The sequence below is a fragment of the Actinoplanes aureus genome (genome assembly GCF_015704865.1).
Lineage (GTDB): Bacteria > Actinomycetota > Actinomycetes > Mycobacteriales > Micromonosporaceae > Actinoplanes > Actinoplanes aureus.
Genome location: NZ_JADQTO010000020.1, coordinates 57,930 through 78,770 on the forward strand (window position 1 = coordinate 57,930; position 20,841 = coordinate 78,770).

Below are 20,841 nucleotides of genomic sequence, written 5' to 3' on the forward strand. Positions count from 1 at the left end.
GTCCCGCGACATGCGTCTTTTCGGTGTCCTGAGTGCCGCCTATGGGATTTCCACTCTCGGAAATTTCCTCAACCTCATCGCCGTCAACCTGTACGTCCTGGAGTTGACCGGCAGCGCTCTCCACGTCGGTTCCCTGATGGCCGCCCGGCTCGGTGCCGCTTTCCTCGCCGGGCCGCTGGCCGGATGGCTGGCCACCCGTTTCTCCCGCCGGGTCCTCATGGTCTGCTGCGACGTGGCCCAGGCGTCGGTCATGGTGCTGCTGGTGCTGGCGCCCGTCACCGCGCATCTGCAGATCGTGTGGGCGTCCGCCGTCGTTCTCGGCGCCGGGAACACCGTTTTCGTGGTTGCTCTGCGCACCAGCGTTCCGGACCTGGGCGGATCCGCGGCTCGGCAACGCGGCAACGGATACCTGGTCACGGCCAAAGCCTTCGGCACCGTTCTGGGCTTCGCCGCGGCCGGCCCGCTGATCGGGACGTCCGGGCATCAGGCCGCCTTCGCCGTCAATGCGGGCAGCTTCGTCGTCTCCGCGACCGTTCTGGCCTGGCTACCCCTGTCCTTCGACTCTCGCGGCAAGGCGGCGAACTCGCCGAGCCGGGGAGCGGGCACACGATGGGGGCTGCCCGCGTTGTTGATGACCGCGCCGGCCATGACGGCGGTCGTCGGTCTGCGAGGGATCGAGGGGTGGGGTTCGGCGTCCCACAACGTCGTCCTTCCGGTCTTCGCCGAGTCGGCGGAACCGGCCAACCCGGCAGCGCTGTTGAGCCAGTTCTGGACGGCCTGGGCAGTGGGCAGCCTCTCGATGTACTGGGTGGTCACCTGGTGGCGGCGAGGCCGGCGTGAACTCGACAACCGGGTCTACGCCGGTGCGCTCGGACTGGCGTCGGCCGCCTTCGTCGCGGCCTTCCTCGACGTACCGCGGCCCGTGATGGTGCTGTTCGCCGTGCTCGCGGGTTTCGCTGACGGGCTGGCCGAACTCGCCTACGTCACCAGCCTGCAAACCGCTCCGGACAGCCAGCGGGCGGCGGTGTTCGGGGCGTCGGCGGCGGTGGAGACGCTCGGTCTCTCCAGCGGCATGCTCTGCAGCGCGGTCCTGCTCGATCGGTCGGCTCCGTTGCCGGTCGTCGCGCTCTTCCACGGAGTGGTGATCCTTGCGGCGGTCGCCTACCCCGTCCTTGTTCGCCCCCGCCAGTGCCAGCCGCAGCTATCCCCATCCGTGACGGCGAGACCGCAGGAGCGCAACGGTGAATGAGCACATGGCGCAGTACACCGGCACGCCGGTTGTGTCGGACATCGACTTTCCGCGCGACATCACGGAAGGCTTGCTCGCCGCGGCCGACCGGCACCCTGACGCCGGCTTGGTGGCTCGTACCTTCGTCGCCTATCCCGATCTGCTCGTCGAGGCCCGTCGTGTCCTGGCGCTGTTACGAACGCGTGGCCTCCGACCAGGTGGCTACGCGATCGTGTGCGGTCACGAGGACGCCGTTGCCTATCTGTCGGCGTACTGGGGTTGCGTGCTGGGCGGGATCCGCCCGCTGCTGGCCTTCCCCGGCTACGACTCGTCCACCACCCCGGCGGGTCGCGGCCTGCTCCAGCGCGCTGCTGAGGTGCTGGGGGACGACTCCGTGCTCCTGTGCGGGCCGCGCACCAGTGCGGCCCTCGACAGCTCGCTGCGCTGCGTCGACATCTCCGATGCCGCCGCTGAGCCGCCGGCCGACGATCTGCACCGGCCGGAGCCGGCAGAGGTGGCGATGCTGATGATGTCCTCGGGAAGCACCGGAGTCCCGAAGCTCATCCAGCTGACGCACCGGGGGCTGTCCGAGTTCGCCGCCGGATCGAGCACGATGCTGCCGCTCGAACCGGGCGACGTCATCCTGAACTGGCTGCCGCTGGACCACAGTGGAGCGTTTCTCCTGTATCACCTGCTGGCGGTCTTTCACGGCGCGACAAACGTGCAGGTGCCCACCGATACGGTCCTCGCTGACCCGCTGGTCTGGCTCGATCTGATCGAGAAGCACCGCGCCAACCACACCTGGGCACCCAATTTCGCGTACCGGCTGGTCAGTCAAGCGCTCGCCGAGCATCCGGATCGGCGATGGGATCTGTCGTCGGTGCGCAGCCTGGTCAGCGGGGGAGAACAGATCACCGTTCCGGTGGTCGAGGAGTTCCTGAGTCGTACGTCCGCGTTCGGGCTCCGCCCGGAGGCCTTCCTTCCCGTCTGGGGCATGACCGAGACGACCACCGCGATCACCTTCGCCCGGCCCGGACTGGGCCCCAACGTGTGCCGGGTGCGAACGTCCAGCCTCAGCGGTGACCTGGAATGGGCCGACGGGCCGGCCGACGAGCTCGACACGACGACGTTCGTGGCCGTCGGCGCGCCGGCCCCGGGCAGTGTCGTCCGGGTGATCGGCGACGACGGCAACACCCTGCCCGAAGGGCGGATAGGTGTCCTGCAGGTCGCGTCGGCCCGCGTGACACCCGGCTACCTGCGCGATCCGGAAGCGGACGCACGCGCCCTCGCCGTCGGCGAGGACGGTACGACCTGGCTGAACACCGGTGACCTCGCCTTCGGGAGGGACGGGCAGGTCTTCATCGTCGGCCGGCAGGACGACCGCATCATCCTGAGAGGGCAGAACCACTACGCCTACGAGATCGAGAGCGCCGTCGAACGGGCTGCGGGTGTACGCCCCGGGACCGTGGCCGCCTGCGGAGTGCCGGACGAGGCGAGCGGTACCGAGGAACTGGCGGTCTTCGTCGCCGTCGAGGGCACCGACGACCCCGCCGTCCCGGTGCGGGCCGCGCGGGACGTGCTGTTTCGCCGCCTCGGCCTGACCGCGCGCGTCCTTGCGGTGCCAACCGACGCCGTCCCACGCACCGCGAGCGGCAAGGTGCAGCGCGGCCGCCTGCGCGAGCGCCTCCTCAGCGGTGAACTGCCGATCGTCGCGGACAGTTCGAACGCCACGACCGCACCCACCGGCGAGGTCGTGCGGAGAGTCTTCCGGTCGGTGCTCGGAAGGGACATCGACCAGTGGGCGCGGTTCTACGAGATCGGCGTCGACTCGGTCGGCCTGGTACGCCTGCACGAGGCGTTGCGACGTGCCCTCGGCGTCAGCTTTCCCAAGTCGGCGATGTTCGAGCACCCGTCGATGGCGGCGCTCACCCGGTACCTGGACACTGTCGACAGTGGACCCGGCAGCGCCGCCACACCGGCCACCGGATCGGCGCCCGAGCACCGCGTCGCGATCATCGGCATGGCGGTGCGCTTCCCGGGCGCCACGACCCTGGACGAGTACTGGGCGAACCTCATTGCCGGGGTGGCGAGCGTACGCAGGTTCACCGCGCGCGAACTGGCCGAGGCGGGGCTGCCGGAGGATGTCTACTCCCGCCCGGATTTCGTACCGGTCGCCGGTGCGCTCACCGGGATCGACGAGTTCGACGCCGGCTTCTTCGGCATCAGCCCCGCCGAGGCCGCGCGTACCGACCCGGCACACCGGCTCTTCCTGCAATGTTGCTATCACGCCCTCGAACACTCCGGCTACGCGGACGGTTCCGGCTCCGGACGGGTCGGAGTCTTCGCCGGCTCGGGGATGAACCTGTTCCCGCACCGGAACTATCTGCTCGGCAATCTGCTGCCGGGCGCCGACAGCGACCCGATCCGGGGCATGCAGGCCGCTATCGGCACGCATGCCGACTTCCTCGCCACCCGGGTCGCCTACCACCTCGGACTGACCGGTCCGGCGGTCGGCGTTCAGACGGCCTGCTCGACCTCGCTGGTCGCCATTCACCTGGCGGTGCAGGCGCTGGTGGCCGGCGATGCGGACATGGCCCTGGCCGGGGCCGCCGCCGTGCACGTTCCCCAGGTGACCGGCTACCGTCACTTCCCCGGCTCGATCCTGTCACCCACCGGTCAGTGCCGGGCTTTCGACGCCGCCGCCGACGGCACCGTCGGCGGCAGCGGGATCGCCGCGGTGGTGCTCAAACGCCTGGACCGGGCGATCGCCGACGGCGACACCGTCCACGCGGTCATCCTGGGCTCGGCGGTGAACAACGACGGAGCCGGCAAGGTCGGCTTCACCGCACCCGGTGTCGCAGGCCAGGTGGACGTGATCGGGCAGGCGATCGACCGGGCCGGTGTGCCGGCCGAGACCATCACGTACCTCGAGGCGCACGGCACCGGTACCCCGCTCGGCGACCCGGTGGAACTGCGTGCGGCGGCGCAGGCGCTGGCCGGGCGCACCGACCGGGTGGGCTTCTGCACGGTGGGCTCGGTCAAGCCGAACCTCGGCCATCTGGACAGCTGCGCCGGCATGGCCGGGCTGATCAAGACCGTGCTGATGCTCCAGCATCGGACCATGGTGCCCCTGGTCAACTTCGAGCGACCGAACCCGGAGCTGGACCTGGAGGGCGGACCGCTGGTGCTGGGCACGACCGTGCGGGAGTGGAACACCGGCGGGAACCCGCGCCGGGCCGGTGTCACCGCACTCGGCGTGGGCGGTACCAACGCCCACCTCATCGTGGAGGAGGCACCGGCTGTGCCGGCTCACCGCGGCAATGACCCGGGGGAGCGGGTGGCGGTTCTGCCACTGTCAGCGGCGCATCCGGAAGCGCTGACGGAACTCGCCGGCAAGCTGCACGATCACCTGCGGGCGTACCCCCGGCTCGATGTCGCCGACCTGGTCACCACCGCCGCGCTCGGCCGTTCCCACCTGAGGTACCGGACGGCGGTCGTCGGGGCGACGGCCACCGAGCTGGCGGAGGCGCTGCGGGACGCCACACCGGTCGAGGTGGCTTCCGGTGAGCGGCCGCCGGCGATCACCTTCGCCTACGGCGGTCAGGGATCCGCCTTCGCGGGTATGGCCGCCGAGTTGTACGAGGCGGTCCCGGCCTTCCGCGACGTTCTGGATGAGTGCGAGGAGGTATACCGGCAGGAGACCGGGGACAGCCTGCTGGCCTACCTGCGAGACGGCCGGGCCCCGACCCCAAGCCAGGACACGGACCTGGCCCAACCGGCCCTCTTCGCTTTCCAGATGGCACACACCGCGATGTGGCGTTCTCTCGGCGTCGAGCCGGCCTTCGTGGTCGGGCACAGCGCCGGGGAGTACGCGGCACTCTGCGCGGCGGGCGCGATGAACGTCGCCGACGGTCTGCGCCTGATGATCGCGCGGGGACGGCTGCTGCGCCGGACCGCCCCCGGAGCGATGATCGCTGTCTTCGCCGGCGAGGCCGCCGTCGACGATCTCCGCACCCGGACCGGGGTGGAACTGGCCGCCGTCAACGGCCGGACCGAGTACGTCGTCGCAGGTTCCGAGCGGGCGGTCGACGAAGCGATCGGCTGGCTCGACGAGCAGGCGATCACCTGGCACCGCCTCGCCGTCGACCGGGCGTTTCATACCGCGCTGCTCGACCCGGTCCTGAGCGAGTGGACCGGGTGCGCGGCGGCCGTACCGATGAAGCCCCTCGACATCCCCCTCGCCAGCACGCTGACCGGCACACTGCTCCACCCGGGAACCGTGGTGGGTGCCGCACACCTGCGCCAGCAGACCCGAGAGCCGGTACGGTTCGCCGACGCGCTGGCCGCGCTGAACGGCGTGGGCTGTGAGACGTTCCTGGAGATCAGCCCGGAGGCGGTTCTGACCGGGATCGCTCGCCGCTCCGGAACCGGCAGACGATGGATCGCCGTGGCGGAGCAGGGCACCGGACCACTGCGCGCCCGCTCGACGGCCCTCGCCGAGCTCTATTCGCTCGGCGCCAACCTGGACTGGTCGCGGATCGCTCCCGGCGGTCGCCGCATCCCGCTACCCGGCTATCCGTTCCGGCGAGATCGGCACTGGACCGAGGCCCGCCCGCAGCAGGCTGGCCCGGAGCCCGCCGGTGTCGCACCGGTGAGTGACCCGGGACCGGTACTGGCCAGGATTCGCGAGCTCACCGCCCGGGAGATCGGCGTCGAGCCGGCCGCGATCAGCCCCGACGCGACATTTCTCGACCATGGCGCCGACTCACTGACGATGCTGCGAGTGGTTCAGCAGGTGCGCCGGCAGTTCGGGGTCGACATCGCCGTACGCCGCTTGTTCACTGACGCCGCCACTTGCCGCAAGCTCGCCGAGCTCATCGGCGGTGAGCGCGGCCCCGATGTCGCCGCCCCGCCTCCGGCGGCACCGGCGCTCCCAGAGGCCGACTCGCAAAGCGTCGCGAGGGTCGTCGCCGAGCAGTTGCGCGTCACCGGCCAGCTCTTGGAGAACGTCACCACCCTCATGCGGGATCAGCTGAACATGTTGCGCGGTGACCCGGCGCCGGTCGCCGCGGTGCCGGTGACGGTCAAGCCATCGCCGGAGCGTGTGGCGACCCTAGCGCCGGCCATGAGCCCCGAACGACAGGCGGCCGACTTCAGCCTCTACTTCTTCGGCGACTACCCCGACTCGGATCAGAATCGCAAGTACGAAGCGATCATCGCGGCCGCCCGGTTCGCCGACGATCACGGGTTTCACGGCGTGTGGCTGCCCGAGCGGCACTTCCACTCCTTCGGCGGTCTGTTCCCGAATCCCGTCGTCGTCGCCGCGGCGCTGGCCCGGGAGACCTCGCGAGTCCGGATCAACGCCGGGTCGGTGGTGCTTCCCCTGCACAATCCGATCCGTGTCGCCGAGGAATGGTCGGTGGTCGACAACCTCTCCGACGGGCGCGTCGGCCTCTGCGTGGCCAGCGGCTGGCACGCCAACGACTTCGCGCTCCGGCCGGAGGCCTTCGGCCGGCACCGTGAGCTGACGTTCGAGCACCTCGAGACGGTACGGCGGCTGTGGTCCGGTGCGGCGGTACCGGCGACCTCCGGCTCCGGGGAGGCGATCGACGTACGCATCTATCCGCGGCCTCTGCAACCACTGCCGCCGCTGTCGGTGGCGGTGGTGTCGAACCCGGACACCTACCGCGCGGCCGCGGCTGCGGACGTCGGCGTGGTCACCAATCTGATGGTGCAGTCGGTGGAGCAACTGGCGGAGAACATCGCGCTGTACCGCCGGAGCAGGGCTGAGCACGGACACGATCCGGCTGGTGGCCGCGTGGTGGTGCTGGTGCACACCTACCTGGGCGCGGACCTGGAGAGGGTCCGGGCCGAGGCGTACGAACCGTTCTGCGACTACCTGCGATCGTCGCTCTCGCTGTTCGGTCAGGTCACCAACAGCCTCGGCATGCGCATCGACGAGGACACCCCGCCGGAGGACGTCGACTTCCTGCTGGAGCGGGCCTACCAGCGCTACTGCGCCGAACGGGCCCTGATAGGCACGCCCGAGACCGTCGGCCCGATCATCGACCGCCTCGTCCGCGCGGGGGCTGACGAGATCTCCTGCTTCATCGACTTCGGCCTACCGGCGGAACAGATGCTCGAGTCCCTCAACTTCGTCGACGAGGTGCGGCGCCGGCATCACCGTGACGACCGGACCGAGGCACCGGGTATCGCGCTGTCCCCGGCACAGCGGGGAATGTGGTTCCTCGAACAGCTGCATCCCGGCACCCTGAACTACCACGAGCCGAAAGCCGTGCGGTTGGACGGACCGCTCGACGTCAGCCGGCTTCGACGGGCGCTTGCCCGGGTGGTCGACCGGCACGCGCCGCTGCGGACGGTGTTCCGGCAGGTCAACGGCGAACCGCAACAGGTCGAGCTGCCGGCGGTGCGCGTCGAACTGCCGGTCCAGGACCGTCTGGGCGAGCCCGAGGCCCAGGTCCTGCGCTCGGTGCTGCAAGAGATGAACGTGACGCCGATCGACCTGGCCGCGGGACCGCTGCTGCGAGCCGCCCTGATCCGTCGCGGCCCCGATCGGCACCTGCTCGTGCTGTGCGTGCATCACATCGTCTTCGACTCGTTCTCCACGGCAGTCCTTCTCCGCGACCTCGCCGCCTTCTACCGCAGCGGACCGGACGGCCCGGACCCGCTTCCCGCGCTGCCCGTCACCTACGCCGCGCATCTGGCCACCCGCACACCCGACGCGGATCGGGCCGCCCGGGCGAGGGAGTACTGGCGACGTACCCTCGCTGGTGCCCCGTCGCTGGCGCTGCCCACTGACCCTCCCCGTGCGGCGTCGGGCGGCGGGAGCGGGGCGTCGCTCACCGTGGACTGGGACGCGGACCTCGCCGCTCGGGTCGGCGGTTTCAGCCGGGACCATCAAGTGACGCCGTTCATGACGCTGACGGCAGCGCTCGCCGGCGTTCTCGGCAGGTTCAGCGGCCAGCACGACCTGGTGCTCGGCACCGCGCTGACCCATCGCCCGCCGGGCACAGAGGACCTGATCGGCCTGTTCATCGACACCGTACCCCTGCGCATCGATCTCGCCGGCGACCCTTCGCTGGGTGAGCTCGCGCAGCGGGTGCGCGAGGTCAGCACCGAGGCGTACGAACACGCCGGTATCGGTTTCGACGGCATGGTCGCGGCCGTCAATCCGGAGCGTGAGTCGAGCCGCAATCCGCTCTTCCAGGTGCTGATCGAGTACGAGAACCGGACGGACGTGGACTTCGATCCGCCGCTGTTGCGGGCCAGCAGCGTCGACGTGGCCAGCCATCGGGCGCCCCTGGACATCACCGTCTACCTGTCCAACCACGACCACGGCTTGCAGTGCCACGTCGAGTACAACACCGACCTCTTCGACGAGCGGACGATCAGCGCGGTGCTGCGTTACGCGGAGTCCATGCTGCGCCGAGCCGCTGCCGCCCCCGAGCTGGGCCTGGCCGACCTGACGGCTCCTACCGAGGCTGACCGCACGGCTCTGGCCGCATGGAGCGGCCGCCCCTACGAGCAGCCGGCGGCCGGCCTGCACACCCTGTTCGAGACGCAAGCGCGCCGGGAACCCGATGCCGTCGCTCTGCGGACCGAGCTCGAGCCGGTGACCTACCGGGAGCTGGACCGGCGGGCGAACGCCTTGGCGTGGCGTCTGCACGACCGTGGCGTGCGGCCGGACGACATCGTGGGAATCTGCCTCCCCCGAGGTACCGAGCTCATCGTGGCCATCCTCGGCGTGCTCAAGGCCGGGGCGGCCTATCTACCGCTGGATCCGGCAGTGCCGTTGTCACGGCTGGCGTTCATGGCGCGAGACAGCGGCGCCTGGTTGCTGGTAACCGGCGACGGGGCGCTGGCCGCGCAGCTCGAGCTGGAGGCGGTGGCGGTCGAGGGTGCGGAACCGCGATCGGTGGCGCCGCCGCCCGTACCGGTGGATCCGGACCGGCTGGCGTACTGCATCTACACGTCCGGCTCCACCGGGATGCCCAAGGGTGTTGCGGTGCCGCACCGCGGCCCGGTCAACCTGGTCGCGTACTACCTGCGGATCCGGTCGCCGATGCGGACCCTGCAATGGGTCTCACCGAGCTTCGACGTCAGTGTGCAGGAGATCTTCACAACGCTGGCCTCCGGTGCGGAGTTGGTGCTGATCCCGAACGAAGCCCGGTACGAGCCCACAACGGTCGCGGAAACCGTCCGCCGCTTCGGCGTGCAGCGACTCTTCATGACGTTCACCGCGTTGAAGTACCTGATGGACACGGATCCGGCGATGCCGTCACTGCGGGAGGTCGTCTCCGCGGGAGAACCGATGTTCCTCACGCCTGCGCTCCGGTCCTTCTTCGCGAAGAGCCCCGGGTGCGCGCTCTACAACGAGTACGGCCCGACAGAGGCGTCCATCATCGCGACCGTTCAGCGCGTGGACCTGTCCGCCGGGGACCGCCCACCGATCGGCCGTCCCGTCGACAACGTCGAGGTTCACGTGCTCGACGACGCCGGACGACCCGTTCCGCCGGGCGCGGTCGGCGAAATCCACCTGGGCGGATGCTGCCTGGCCCGGGGTTACGTCGCCCGGCCTGACGAGACCGCGCAGAGTTTCGTTCCGGTGCCCGCGGTCGCCGCCCGGCGGCTGTACCGGACACGCGATCGGGGCCGCTGGTCGCCGGACGGAGCACTGGAGTACCTGGGGCGGGTCGACGATCAGGTGAAGATCCGGGGCTTCCGCGTCGAACCCGGTGAAGCCCAGCAGTCGCTGTCGCGGCTTCCGCAGGTCCGTGACGCGGCTGTCGTCGCCGGCACCGACCAGCGTGGGGAGACCTACCTGATCGGGTACGTGGTGCCGGAGGCGGGGGCGACGCTGACCGGGGAGGACCTCGCGCGCCGGCTGGCCGGCACGCTTCCCGGCTACCTGATTCCGACCGCATGGGTACGCCTGAACGAGTTGCCGGTGAACACGAGCGGCAAGCTCGACCGCGCCGCCCTGCCACCGCCACGGCGTTCCCGGGACGAAGCCGGCGCCGCGCCGGTGACCGACACCGAGAAGGTCCTGCACGAGCTCTGGCGCACCGAGTTGGGGCTCGGCGAGATCTCCGTCGACGCCTCGTTCTTCGCCCTCGGCGGCCATTCCCTGTCCGCGGTCGGGCTGGTCAACCGGATACGGACCGCTGTCGGTGTCGAAATCGGTGTGGCGGACCTGTTCCGCGCACCGACGATCCGGCGCATGGCGCTCGAGATCGACAAGCGCGACAGCACCGAGACCGCCCCCGCGTCGAGCGTTCAGCAGCGTGCCTGGCATCTGCATCACGCCAGTGCCTACCCCGCCGTCTACAACGTGACGCACCGGATCGATCTGCGAGGACCGCTCGACATCGATGCTCTGCACCGGGCTCTGGCCGGGCTCGCGCAGCGGCATCCCGTCCTGCGCACCGGATTCGCGGTTCTCGACGGTGAGCTGCGCCAGGTCATCTCCCGGGAAGCCGGCATCGAGCTCCCGGTCGTCGATGTCGGGCCCGAGCCGGACCGCGTGCCTGCCTGGTGCCAGACCGAAGCCGCTACGCCGTTCGATCTCGACCGGGCACCGCTGTGGCGGGTGCGCCTGGCCGCGGCCGGCGAGCAGCACTGGGTGCTCGTCCTGGTGATGCATCACATCATCTGTGACGGCTGGTCCATCGGTGTCATCGCCCGGGAGCTTTCGGCCCGGTACGCCGCGGAGGTCGGCGCCGGATCGGCCGAGCTGGACACTCCGGTCCCCTACGGCGCCTACGTGCGGTGGCGGCAGGCCGCCTGCGCGCAGGAGCAGGACCGTCTCACGAGCTTCTGGCAGCGCCGCCTGGCCGGCGCCGACCTGCGTCTGCCCCTGCCCTACGACCACCCGCGACCAGACACACGGTTGTCGGGACGCGGAGGGCTACGCCGCTTCAGCTTCCCCGATCGGGCCGTCGAGGCGGTACGACAGTCGGCGAAGGAGCTCGACACCACGCCCGCTGCCGTACTGACCGCTGTGTTCAGCATCTGGCTGGGCCGGCTGTGCGACCGGAACGACCTGGTGCTCGCGCTCTCCAGCGCCAGCCGCACCCGGCCGGAACACGCGAGCGTGGTCGGACCCGTGGGCGAAGCCTTGCTGGTACGGCTGACCCAGCGGGACGGCATGCCCCTCGCGGACCTGGTGGCGCAGGTGAGGGAGCGGACGTTCGAGGCGATCGATCACCATCTGCTGCCGCTGCGCGAGGTCAGTCAGCTGGTCGGCCAAGAGCTTTCCAGCCCACAGATCCTGTTCACCGTCGTCACGACACCGCCCCCTGGGCTCACCCTGCCCGGTCTCACGACGGAGATCGCCGGGGTCGCTGTCGACGGAGTCGCGCGTACGGAGTTGTACGTGGTGATGATCCACGGCGATGACGGCATCTCACTGGTGATCGAGTACTCGGCAGACCTGTTCGAGAGCGAGACCATCCAGCGCTGGGGGGAGGACCTCATCACGACAGCACAGGAGGCCTGCGGGCCTCTCGGCTAGCATCAACCCGGCTATCGCACGCGTGACCAGCGCTTCGGAGGCATGGTGAACACGACTTCCCGCACCGCGACGGTGACGCTGCCCGGCTCCAAGTCAGTGACCGCTCGTGCGCTGTTCCTGGCCGCTCTGGCGGACGGTGAGAGCCGGCTGGTCGCTCCGCTCGAGGCCGCCGACACGGTCGCCTTCGCCGACGGGCTCGCGGCGCTCGGCTTCGGTGTCGTCCGGGACGGCGACGTCTGGAGCATCACCGGCGACCCGTCCGGGCCGCCCGCCGACACCGCGGAGGTGTGGTGCCACGACGCCGGCACCGCGGCGCGCTTCCTGCCCGGGTTGGTGTCACTCGGTACGGGTCAGTTCGCCATCGACGCCAGCGAGCAGATGCGGGCCCGTCCGATGCGGCCGTTGCTCGAGGCGCTACGTGCGCTGGGCGTGCGGGTGCACGCGGCGGACGGTGACCGGCTTCCCCTGCGGATCGACGCCGACGGCGTGGCGGGCGGCGTGGTGCGGGTGGACGCCGGCGCCTCCAGCCAGTACCTGAGCGCCCTCTGCATGATGGGTCCCGGTACCAAGAACGGGCTGAGCATCGAGGTGCTCGACGAGGTGTCCGTGCCGTACGTGGAGCTGACCCTCGCGATGATGCGTGAGTTCGGCGCCTCGGTGTCGCGGCAGGGTTCGCGGATCACCATCGCCCCGGGCACCTACCAGGCGCGGGAGTACGTCATCGAGCCGGACGCGTCCACCGCCTCGTACTTCTTCGCCGCGGCGGCGGTCACCGGCAACACCGTGACCTTGCTCGGCCTCGGCCGCCGGTCGAGGCAGGGCGATCTGCGTTTCGCCACCGAGGTTCTCCCCGCGATGGGCTGCGAGGTCACGGTCGCCGACGACCGGACCACGGTGACCGGCCCGGCGCGGTTGCGCAGTCCCGGCACGGTCGTCATGCGCGACATCAGTGACACGATGATGACCCTGGCCGCGATCGCGCCCTTCGCCGACGGACCGGTCCGGATCACCGACGTGGCGAACTGCCGGGTCAAGGAATCCGACCGGATCGACGCGATGTCCTCGGCGCTGGGCGCGTGCGGGATCGCCACCAGCTCCGGGCCGGACTGGTTGGAGATCACTCCCGGCCGTCCCCGGGCGGCGACGGTACAGACCCGGGCCGATCACCGCATCGCGATGAGCATGAGCGTGCTCGGCCTCCGTACCCCGGGCGTTCGTTTCGACGACCCGGCCTGCGTGCGCAAGACCTTCCCCGACTTCCACTCGGTGTTCGCCGGCCTTCAGGAGACCTGGCGGCGGGGCTGACAGGGCTCCGACTCCGCCACGACGTTCGTTGATCAGGATGGATGACGACATGCGCCGTGTGGTGCTGCTGGGCTCGACCGGCTCGGTGGGTACGCAGGCGGTCGACGTCGTGCGACGTCACCGCGACCGTTTCCGGGTGCACGGCCTCGCCGCCGGCGGTAGCCGGCTGTCGTTGCTGGCCGAGCACGTGCTCGACCTGAGCCCGGACGTCGTGGCGGTGGCCGACCGCGACGCCGAGCCGTCATTCAGGTCGGCGATCCGGGCAGAGGCCGAGCGGCGAGGACTCAAGCCGGCCGACCATCCGCACCCGGCTGTCCTCACCGGCCCGGAAGGAGTCGAGGAGCTCGCGGCCGGCGGCGTGGACGTGGTGCTCAACGCCATCGACGGAGCGCTGGGGCTGGCCTCCACTCTGGCCGCGGTACGCACGGGGAATCTGGTGGCTCTGGCCAACAAGGAGTCGCTGATCGTCGGTGGCGACCTGATCAGGCGGATCGCCCAGCCCGGGCAGCTGATTCCGGTGGACTCCGAGCACGCCGCGATCGCACAGTGCCTCCGCTCCGGCGCGCGCGGCGAGGTGCACCGGCTCGTACTCACCGCCACCGGCGGGCCGTTCCGCGGCCGGGCACGTACCGAACTGGCCGCCGTCACACCGGCGCAGGCGCTGGCCCATCCGACCTGGTCCATGGGCCCGGTCATCAGCATCAACTCGGCGACGCTCGTCAACAAGGGGCTGGAGGTCATCGAAGCGCACCTGCTCTTCGACGTGCCCTTCGACGACATCGTGGTGATGCTGCACCCGACCTCGGAGATCCACTCCATGGTGGAGTTCTCCGACGGGGCGGTCATCGCACAGGCCAGCCCGCCGGACATGCGGCTGGCCATCGCCTTCGGGCTGGCCTTCCCCGCTCGCCTGCCCGGGGTCGCGCGCGCCTTCGACTGGACCAAGTCCTACGACTGGCGACTCGACCCACTGGACGACGTGGCTTTTCCCGCGGTCGACCTCGCCCGCCACGTCGGCCGTACCGGCGACGGCGCTCCGGCGGTCTACAACGCCGCCAACGAGATCTGCGTGCAGCGTTTCCTGGCCGAGCGGCTGCCGTTCCTGGACATCGTCGACACCGTGGCGCGGGTGGTGGGGGAGTACCAGCCGAGCACGATCCGCGACCTGGCGGACCTGGACGCGGTGGATACCTGGGCCCGGGCCCGAGCCACCGAGATCACTGATCGCCGAACACCCTGACCACTGGTCGCTGGAGACCTCACCCGGCCAGACCGGCCCGCCACGCCCAGGTGGCCATGCCCACCCGGTTGTTGAGCCCCAGCTTGGCCTGGATGTTCGCGACGTGGGTCTTCACGGTCCCGGCGGAGATGAACAGCTCGGCGCCGATCTGCGCGTTCGTGAAGCCCTGAGCGACCAGCCGTACGATTTCGGTCTCGCGGTGTGTCAGGGGGTTGGGCACCGAGGGCCGGTCGGCCGTGGCCAACGCGCGCAGCAGCCGGACGGTGACCTGAGGGCTGATCAGCGCGTCACCGGCCATCGCCGCGCGGACCCCCTCGACCAGCAGTGCCGGCCCGGACCGCTTCAGCAGGAAGCCGCAGGCGCCGTTGCGCAGCGCGGCGTCCACGTACTCGTCGAGGTCGAAGGTGGTGACCACGACCACCCGCAGGCCGGCTTCGGTGAGCAGCCGGGTCAGTTCCAGTCCGTCGATGCCGGGCATCCGGATGTCGGTGAGTACGACGTCCGGCCGCAGGCTGCGTGCCATCGCCAGGGCCGTGGTGCCGTCGGTGGCCTCGCCGACCACCGTGATGTCGGGCTGGGAGTCCAGGACGAGGCGGAAACCGCTGCGCACGTCCGGCTGGTCGTCGGCGAGCAGGACCCGGGTGCTGTTCATGCCGCGACCACCGGGATGACGGCGACGACTTCCCAGCCCCGCTCACACGGCCCGGCCGACAGGGTGCCGCCACCCGCCTCGACCTGCTCCCGCAGGCCGGAGAGGCCCCGCCCGCCGCGCCTGTCACGCCGCGGCTGGGGTGGCGGCCCGGCCGTGTCGTTGCGGACCCGCACCTCGATACCGGAGGCGTCGCCGGTGACGGACACGTCGACCCGGGTCGCTGCCGGCGCGTGCCGCCGGACGTTCGTCAGGGCCTCGACCACGATCCGGTACGCCACCGCGGCGCTGTCGCGGGGAACCTCGCCGTTCAGGGAGTTCCGGACCAGCCGCGCGTCGAGGTGACCCGCGGCGCGGAACCGGTCGACCAGGCCCGGCAGGTCGTCCAGCGTGGGCATCGGCCGTACCGTGGCGGCGTCCGGTTCGTGCAGCATGCCGACCATCCGGTCCATCGTGGCCAGCGCCGCCAGACCGGCGGCCTCGATCCGCGCCAGGGCCGGACCGGCCGCCTCCGGCCGGCTGTCCGCGACGAAGCGGGCCGCCTGCGCCTGCGCCACGATCCCGCTGATGTCATGGGCGACGAAGTCGTGCAGGTCACGCGCCACCTGCAGGCGCTGAGCATGCCGGGCCTGCTCGACGGCCACGGCCCGCCGGTGCGCCATCAGCCGGGGGTAGCCGCCGACGACGACCGCGACGACGGCGGGCATCGTCCAGACCGCTGCGGCGGCGATCCGTTGCGCCGCGGGCATGCCGTCGGTGAACGACCAGAGCACCAGCGCCATCGTCGTCCCGGCGAGCCCGGCAGCAGGGGCGATGTGCCGGTGCGGACCCCACCGCACGGCCACCGCCAACAGCACCGCGAGGACGGCCATCACCAGCATGAACAGGTACGGCGGGCGGTCGAGGTCGGCCACGAACGTCACACCCAGCGAGCAGCCGCTGGCCGCCATGCTGATCCAGCCGAGGTGCCGACGCGTCATCACCTGATCCTAGGCGGGCACCGCCCTATGCCGATCGGCATAGGGCACCACGGCCGGCGTGCCCCGCCTCGCCACAACGGCAGATGGTGGCGCACACCCGGCACGGCCGAGGCTGGTGAGGCAGCGGCGAAAAGGCGCCGCGCCTTCACAAGGAGTGACATGGTCACTGAGCAGATCTCGTCGGTACCGGTCACGCGCGGGAGCCGGTGGTGGCGGCACTGGCCGGCCTGGGCGGGCTACGTGACAGCCGGCTGGTCGTTGATGTACGCCATGCTCGGGCTGTACTGGACGGCCGGCGGTGACGGTTTCCCGTTCGCGCCGATCGACGACGACCACAGGTCGGCGTCCATCCTGGAGGGCAGCCCGGTCGAAGTCGTCGCGCCGCTCATGGCGCTGCTCGGCCTGCTCGGTACGGCCGTCGCGCTGGCGATGGCCCGAGGCGCCGGCACCCGCCGCCAGTCAGCAGCGATGATCACCTTCGGCTGGATCGTGGCGGCCGGCCTCACCCTGATCATCCCGGACTACATCCTGATCGCTCTGCTGGCGTTCGGCCCGCTGCTGCTGGTGTTCACCTTCACCGGCGTGCCCGGCCCGCAGGACGGCATCGGCGACATCCTGTACTGGCATCGCACCAACCTGATCATCCTGTTCGTCGGCGGCCTGCTGTGGGCCGCGGCCACGCTTGCCTACCAGCGCCGCAAGCGTGGGGCGTGTCAGCACTGCGGCCGTCGTCACGGACCGGCCAGCGACGGCCCGTCCCGGCAGACGCTGCTGCGCTGGGGACGCTGGGCGGTCGTGGTCGCCTGCCTGGCGCCGCTGCCCTACGAGATCACCAGAGTGGCCTGGTACTTCGGTCATCCTCTCGGCATCAGCCGGGACTTCCTCACGATGATGCAGGACACCCCCGGCATGCTGGAGGTCGGGCTGGGCTGCGCCATCGCTTCGGCGCTGGGCGGCGTGCTCACCCACGGCCTGGTCAGCGGCTGGGGCGAGGTCTACCCGCGGTGGATCTGGTTCAAGGCCGGGAAACCGGTGCCGCCCGCACTCGCGACCGTTCCGGCATCCCTGGTCGCCGTCGTCCTCATCCCGGCCGGGCTGATGATGGTTTGGGATCCCGCGCTCGGCGACGGATGGGGCCTGCGTCTGCCCAGCGTGGCCTGGTTGCTCTGGGGCGCCGCACTCGGCGCGGCCACCATCGCCTACCACCTGCGCCGGCGTGGCGTCTGCCGGCATTGCGGACAGGGGACGAGCGCGGTGCCGGCCCCGGCTGGGCTTCAGCGGTAGATGCCCAGCAGCGCGCGGGACGCGGCCTCGACGATCTCGTCCGTGGAGGCCTCCAGCGTGCCGTCCAACCATGCGGTGACGAGTTCGGCCATGCCGCCGACGAAGAGCATGCCGCCGATCTCGTCCTCGTTCGTACTGCGGCCGGGGGAGCCGAGGAGCTTGCGGGACTCGACCGCCGATTCGTGAGCGAGATGGCGGAGCAGCTCGGTGCGGCGCTGCCGCAACTTGGGGATGGCGACGGACTCCACGATGGCCACCCGGCCCTTGCGTGGGTCGTCGAGCAACAGGTCCATGAACGCACGCACCGATGCGCGTACCCGTACCGCCGGGTCTTCTCCGGCTGCCTCGGCCGCAGCGCGGCTGGTCTCCTCGATCTCCGCCGCGATCGCGTCCATGACCGCCTCGAGCACCGCTTCGAGGCCGGTGAAGCTCTCGTAGAAGTAGCGTTCGCTGAGGCCGGCCTCGGCGCAGACGGCGGTCATCGTGGTCCGTGTCCGCGGGTCGGCCCAGACCGTGAGGGCGGCGGCGAGCAGCCGGGTGCGGCGCTGCGCCACCCGGTCGGCGGCGCTGACGCCCCGGTAGATCCCTTGCTGGACCGCCATGTCGCCAACCATGCCACAGCCGGTCCGGAACATTGACAGGATGCCCTTCCCGAATCACGCTGGTCGATACCTAGTCATCCGCGAGGTGAGCCATGACGGCTGTGACTCGGGAACCGCGCCAGATCGCGGAACTGCGCCGCGAGGATCGCGGCCTGCCCTGGATCGGCAACCTTTTCAACTATCAGCGGGACCCGCTGCGGCTCTACCGGCGCCACTGGGAGCACTACGGCCCGGTCGCTCCGTCCTACAACCTCGGCCGGACCACGGTGCTGCTGCTCGGCCCGGACGCCTGCGGCGAGGCGCTGCAGAACCGGGACAAGGCGTTCGCCAACAAACCGGCCTGGTCACAGCTGGTCGGCCCGTTCTTCCGCCGCGGCCTGATGCTCATCGACTTCGACGACCATCGGGATCATCGGCGGATCATGCAGGAGGCGTTCACCCGGGACCGGCTGGACGGCTACACCCGGCGGCTGCACCCGGCCATCGAGCGGGGCATGGCGAGCTGGGCGGCCGGCAGACAGTTCCCGGCGCACTGGCGCCTCAAGCAGCTCACCCTCGACATCGCCGCTGACCTGTTCATGGGCGGTGCACGCGACACCAGCGAGGCCGAGATGGCCCGGGTCAACAAGGCGTTCATCGCCTGCGTGCAGGCCGCCGCCGGGGTCGTGCGGGCCGACGTGCCGCTCACCCGCTGGGGCCGCGCCTACCGCGGCCGGCAGGTGCTGGAGAGGTTCCTGCGGGGGTATCTTCCGGCCAAGCGGGCCACGGCGACCGACGACATCTTCTCGGTGCTCTGCCACATCGAGACCGACGACGGCGCCCGCTTCTCCGACGACGACGTCATCAATCACATGATCTTCCTGATGATGGCGGCGCACGACACCTCGACCATCACCACCTCCACGATCCTGCAGTACCTCGGCCAGCACCCCGCCTGGCAGGAACGCTGCCGGGCCGAGGCGCTGGCACTCGGGCCGGCGCCGGACCGGGCCGAGCTGGAGTCGCTGGTCTCGATCGACCTGGTCATGCGCGAGGCGCTGCGCCTGCGGGCGCCGGTACCGGTCCTGGTCCGCTACACCGTCAAGGACACCGTCGTGCAGGGCGTGCGCATCCCGGCCGACACCATGTGCGCGCTCGGCATCCAGTTCACCCACTTCATGGAGGAGTACTGGACCAACCCGATGGTCTTCGACCCTGAACGCTTCGGGCCGGAACGCCGCGAGGACCGCTCGCACCGGTTCGCCTGGGAGCCGTTCGGCGGCGGCGTGCACAAGTGCATCGGCCTGCACTTCGCCGGCCTGGAGATCAAGGCGATCATGCACCGGCTGCTGCGGGGATACCACTGGAGCGTCGACCCCGGCTACGTCCCGCCGCTGGACCACCATGCGCTGCCGTTCCCCAAGGACGGCCAGCCGATCGTGCTGATCCGGAACTCATGACCGCGGTCAGCGCCCACCGCCCGGCCTGGCTCACCGACGCCCGGCTCGCTTCGCTGCGGCGATGGGTCGCGACTCCCGCGTCCGGCGGAAACGGCACGACCACGGCCGTCGCACCCTACGACGCCTTGCCGACCGTCCCGGTGCCGGCGTGCACGCCGGAGGACGTCGAAGGTGCCGCCGGCCAGGCACGTGCCGCGCAAGAGCGATGGACCGAGATTTCGTACGCTGCCCGCGCCGAGGTCGTGCTCCGCTTCCACGACCTGCTCGTCGAGCGGCAGGACGAGGTGCTCGACCTCATCCAGTGGGAGATGGGCAAGGCGCGTTTTCACGCCTGGCAGGAGGTCCTGCTGCTCGGCACGGTGGCCCGTCACTACGCCCGGCACGGGCAGACCTATCTCGAGGACCGGCCGGTGCGTCCGGCGGTCCCGGTGGTCACCCGGGTCCGGGAACTGCGCATCCCCAAGGGCGTCGTCGGGATCGTGTCGCCCTGGAACTACCCGCTCTACCTCGGCGTCGGCGACCTGATCCCGGCGCTGCTCGCCGGTAACGCCGCCGTCAGCAAGGCGGACTCACAGACCCCGTTGACCCTGCTGTGGGCCCGGGCTCTGATGGCCGAGGCCGGCCTGCCGGAGAACGTCTGGCAGGTGGTCTCCGGTGACGGGCCGACGATCGGCGCGGCTGTCGTCGACTCCGCCGACTACCTCTGCTTCACCGGCTCGACCGCGACCGGCCGGCTCGTGGCCGAGCGCGCCGCCCGCCGCCTCATCGGAACCTCCCTCGAACTCGGCGGCAAGAACCCGCTGATCGTCCGCGCCGACGCCGACCTGGACCTCGCCGCCCGCGGCACCGCCGACGCCGCGTTCGCCAACAGCGGCCAGATGTGCATCCACATCGAGCGGGTGATCGTGCACGCGGACGTGTACGACACGTTCACCGAGACGCTGCTGGCCGCCACCAGCGCGCAGCGGCTGGGCCAGGGTTTCGACTACGGCTACGACCTCGGCCCGCTGGCCGGTCAGGCCCAGCTGGACCGGGTCGACGCGCACGTGCGGGACGCGGTCGCCAAGGGCGCCACGGTGCTGGCCGGCGGCCGCGCCCGCCCCGACATCGGCCCGTACGCCTACCAGCCCACCGTCCTCGCCGGCGTCACCGACGACATGGACGTGTGTCTCGGCGAGACCTTCGGCCCGGTCATCGCGCTGCACCGGGCGACCGACGACGCGGCCGCGATCGCTGCGGCCAACCGCGGTCGCCACGGCCTGTCCGCCAGCATCTTCAGCCGGAACACCGCCGAGGCCGAGGCGATGGCCCGCCGGATCCGTGCCGGTGCGGTGAACATCAACGACGGGGCCGGCCTCGCCATCGGCACGGTGGAGGCACCGATGGGCGGGCGCGGGGACAGCGGCCTGGGCCGCCGCCACGGAGCGGAGGGGATGCGCAGGTTCACCGACGCGCAGACCGTGGCCGTCTCCCGTGTCGGCCCGGTCGGGCCCCCGCCGGGCCGGCCGGCGGAAACGTTCGTGGCGCTCGGCAACAAGCAATTGAGGCTGCTGCGGCGGCTTGGCATCCGGTGAATGAAG

10 protein-coding genes are annotated in these 20,841 nt (G+C 70.8%); 7 read left to right on the forward strand and 3 right to left on the reverse strand.

Going from position 1 to position 20,841, the window contains the following annotated elements:
* Positions 1–10 precede the first annotated feature (10 nt).
* From I4J89_RS33480 to dxr, 4 genes are read left to right on the forward strand one after another with little or no spacing between them, the layout of a single operon-like run.
* Positions 11–1,249 carry an MFS transporter gene (locus I4J89_RS33480; protein ID WP_196418151.1) on the forward strand — a complete coding sequence of 413 codons (1,239 nt, stop codon included), beginning with the start codon at positions 11–13 and terminating at the stop codon, positions 1,247–1,249.
* Positions 1,242–11,762: a non-ribosomal peptide synthetase/type I polyketide synthase gene (locus I4J89_RS33485; protein WP_196418152.1), complete on the forward strand. Its 10,521-nt coding sequence runs from the start codon at positions 1,242–1,244 to the stop codon at positions 11,760–11,762. The genes I4J89_RS33480 and I4J89_RS33485 overlap by 8 nt, the downstream gene beginning before the upstream one ends.
* Before the next feature lie 42 nt (positions 11,763–11,804).
* Positions 11,805–13,067 carry a 3-phosphoshikimate 1-carboxyvinyltransferase gene (aroA, locus tag I4J89_RS33490; RefSeq protein WP_196418153.1) on the forward strand — a complete coding sequence of 421 codons (1,263 nt, stop codon included), beginning with the start codon at positions 11,805–11,807 and terminating at the stop codon, positions 13,065–13,067.
* A gap of 49 nt (positions 13,068–13,116) precedes the next feature.
* Positions 13,117–14,307 (forward strand): 1-deoxy-D-xylulose-5-phosphate reductoisomerase, encoded by a 1,191-nt coding sequence (gene dxr / locus I4J89_RS33495; RefSeq protein ID WP_196418154.1) that lies wholly within the window; start codon positions 13,117–13,119, stop codon positions 14,305–14,307.
* A gap of 19 nt (positions 14,308–14,326) precedes the next feature.
* Here dxr and I4J89_RS33500 read toward each other — a convergent pair whose 3' ends face one another.
* On the reverse strand, positions 14,327–14,959 hold the full coding sequence (locus tag I4J89_RS33500) for a response regulator (protein ID WP_196418155.1): 633 nt from the start codon (positions 14,957–14,959) through the stop codon (positions 14,327–14,329).
* Positions 14,956–15,936 carry a sensor histidine kinase gene (locus tag I4J89_RS33505; RefSeq protein ID WP_196418156.1) on the reverse strand — a complete coding sequence of 327 codons (981 nt, stop codon included), beginning with the start codon at positions 15,934–15,936 and terminating at the stop codon, positions 14,956–14,958. Before I4J89_RS33505 ends, I4J89_RS33500 begins: the two co-directional genes overlap by 4 nt.
* 159 nt (positions 15,937–16,095) lie before the next feature.
* Between I4J89_RS33505 and I4J89_RS33510 the strand changes: the two genes are divergently transcribed.
* Entirely contained in the window at positions 16,096–17,220 is a 1,125-nt protein-coding gene (locus I4J89_RS33510) for an NYN domain-containing protein (RefSeq protein WP_196418157.1), read from the forward strand.
* Here I4J89_RS33510 and I4J89_RS33515 read toward each other — a convergent pair.
* Complete coding sequence (locus I4J89_RS33515) at positions 17,211–17,822, reverse strand: TetR/AcrR family transcriptional regulator (RefSeq protein ID WP_196418158.1); 612 nt, start codon at positions 17,820–17,822, stop codon at positions 17,211–17,213. The two genes, I4J89_RS33510 and I4J89_RS33515, sit on opposite strands and share 10 nt — an antisense overlap.
* A 92-nt stretch (positions 17,823–17,914) precedes the next feature.
* Between I4J89_RS33515 and I4J89_RS33520 the strand changes: the two genes are divergently transcribed.
* Positions 17,915–19,261 carry a cytochrome P450 gene (locus tag I4J89_RS33520; protein WP_196418159.1) on the forward strand — a complete coding sequence of 449 codons (1,347 nt, stop codon included), beginning with the start codon at positions 17,915–17,917 and terminating at the stop codon, positions 19,259–19,261.
* On the forward strand, positions 19,258–20,835 hold the full coding sequence (locus I4J89_RS33525) for a succinic semialdehyde dehydrogenase (RefSeq protein WP_196418160.1): 1,578 nt from the start codon (positions 19,258–19,260) through the stop codon (positions 20,833–20,835). The genes I4J89_RS33520 and I4J89_RS33525 overlap by 4 nt, the downstream gene beginning before the upstream one ends.
* Positions 20,836–20,841: the final 6 nt, after the last annotated feature.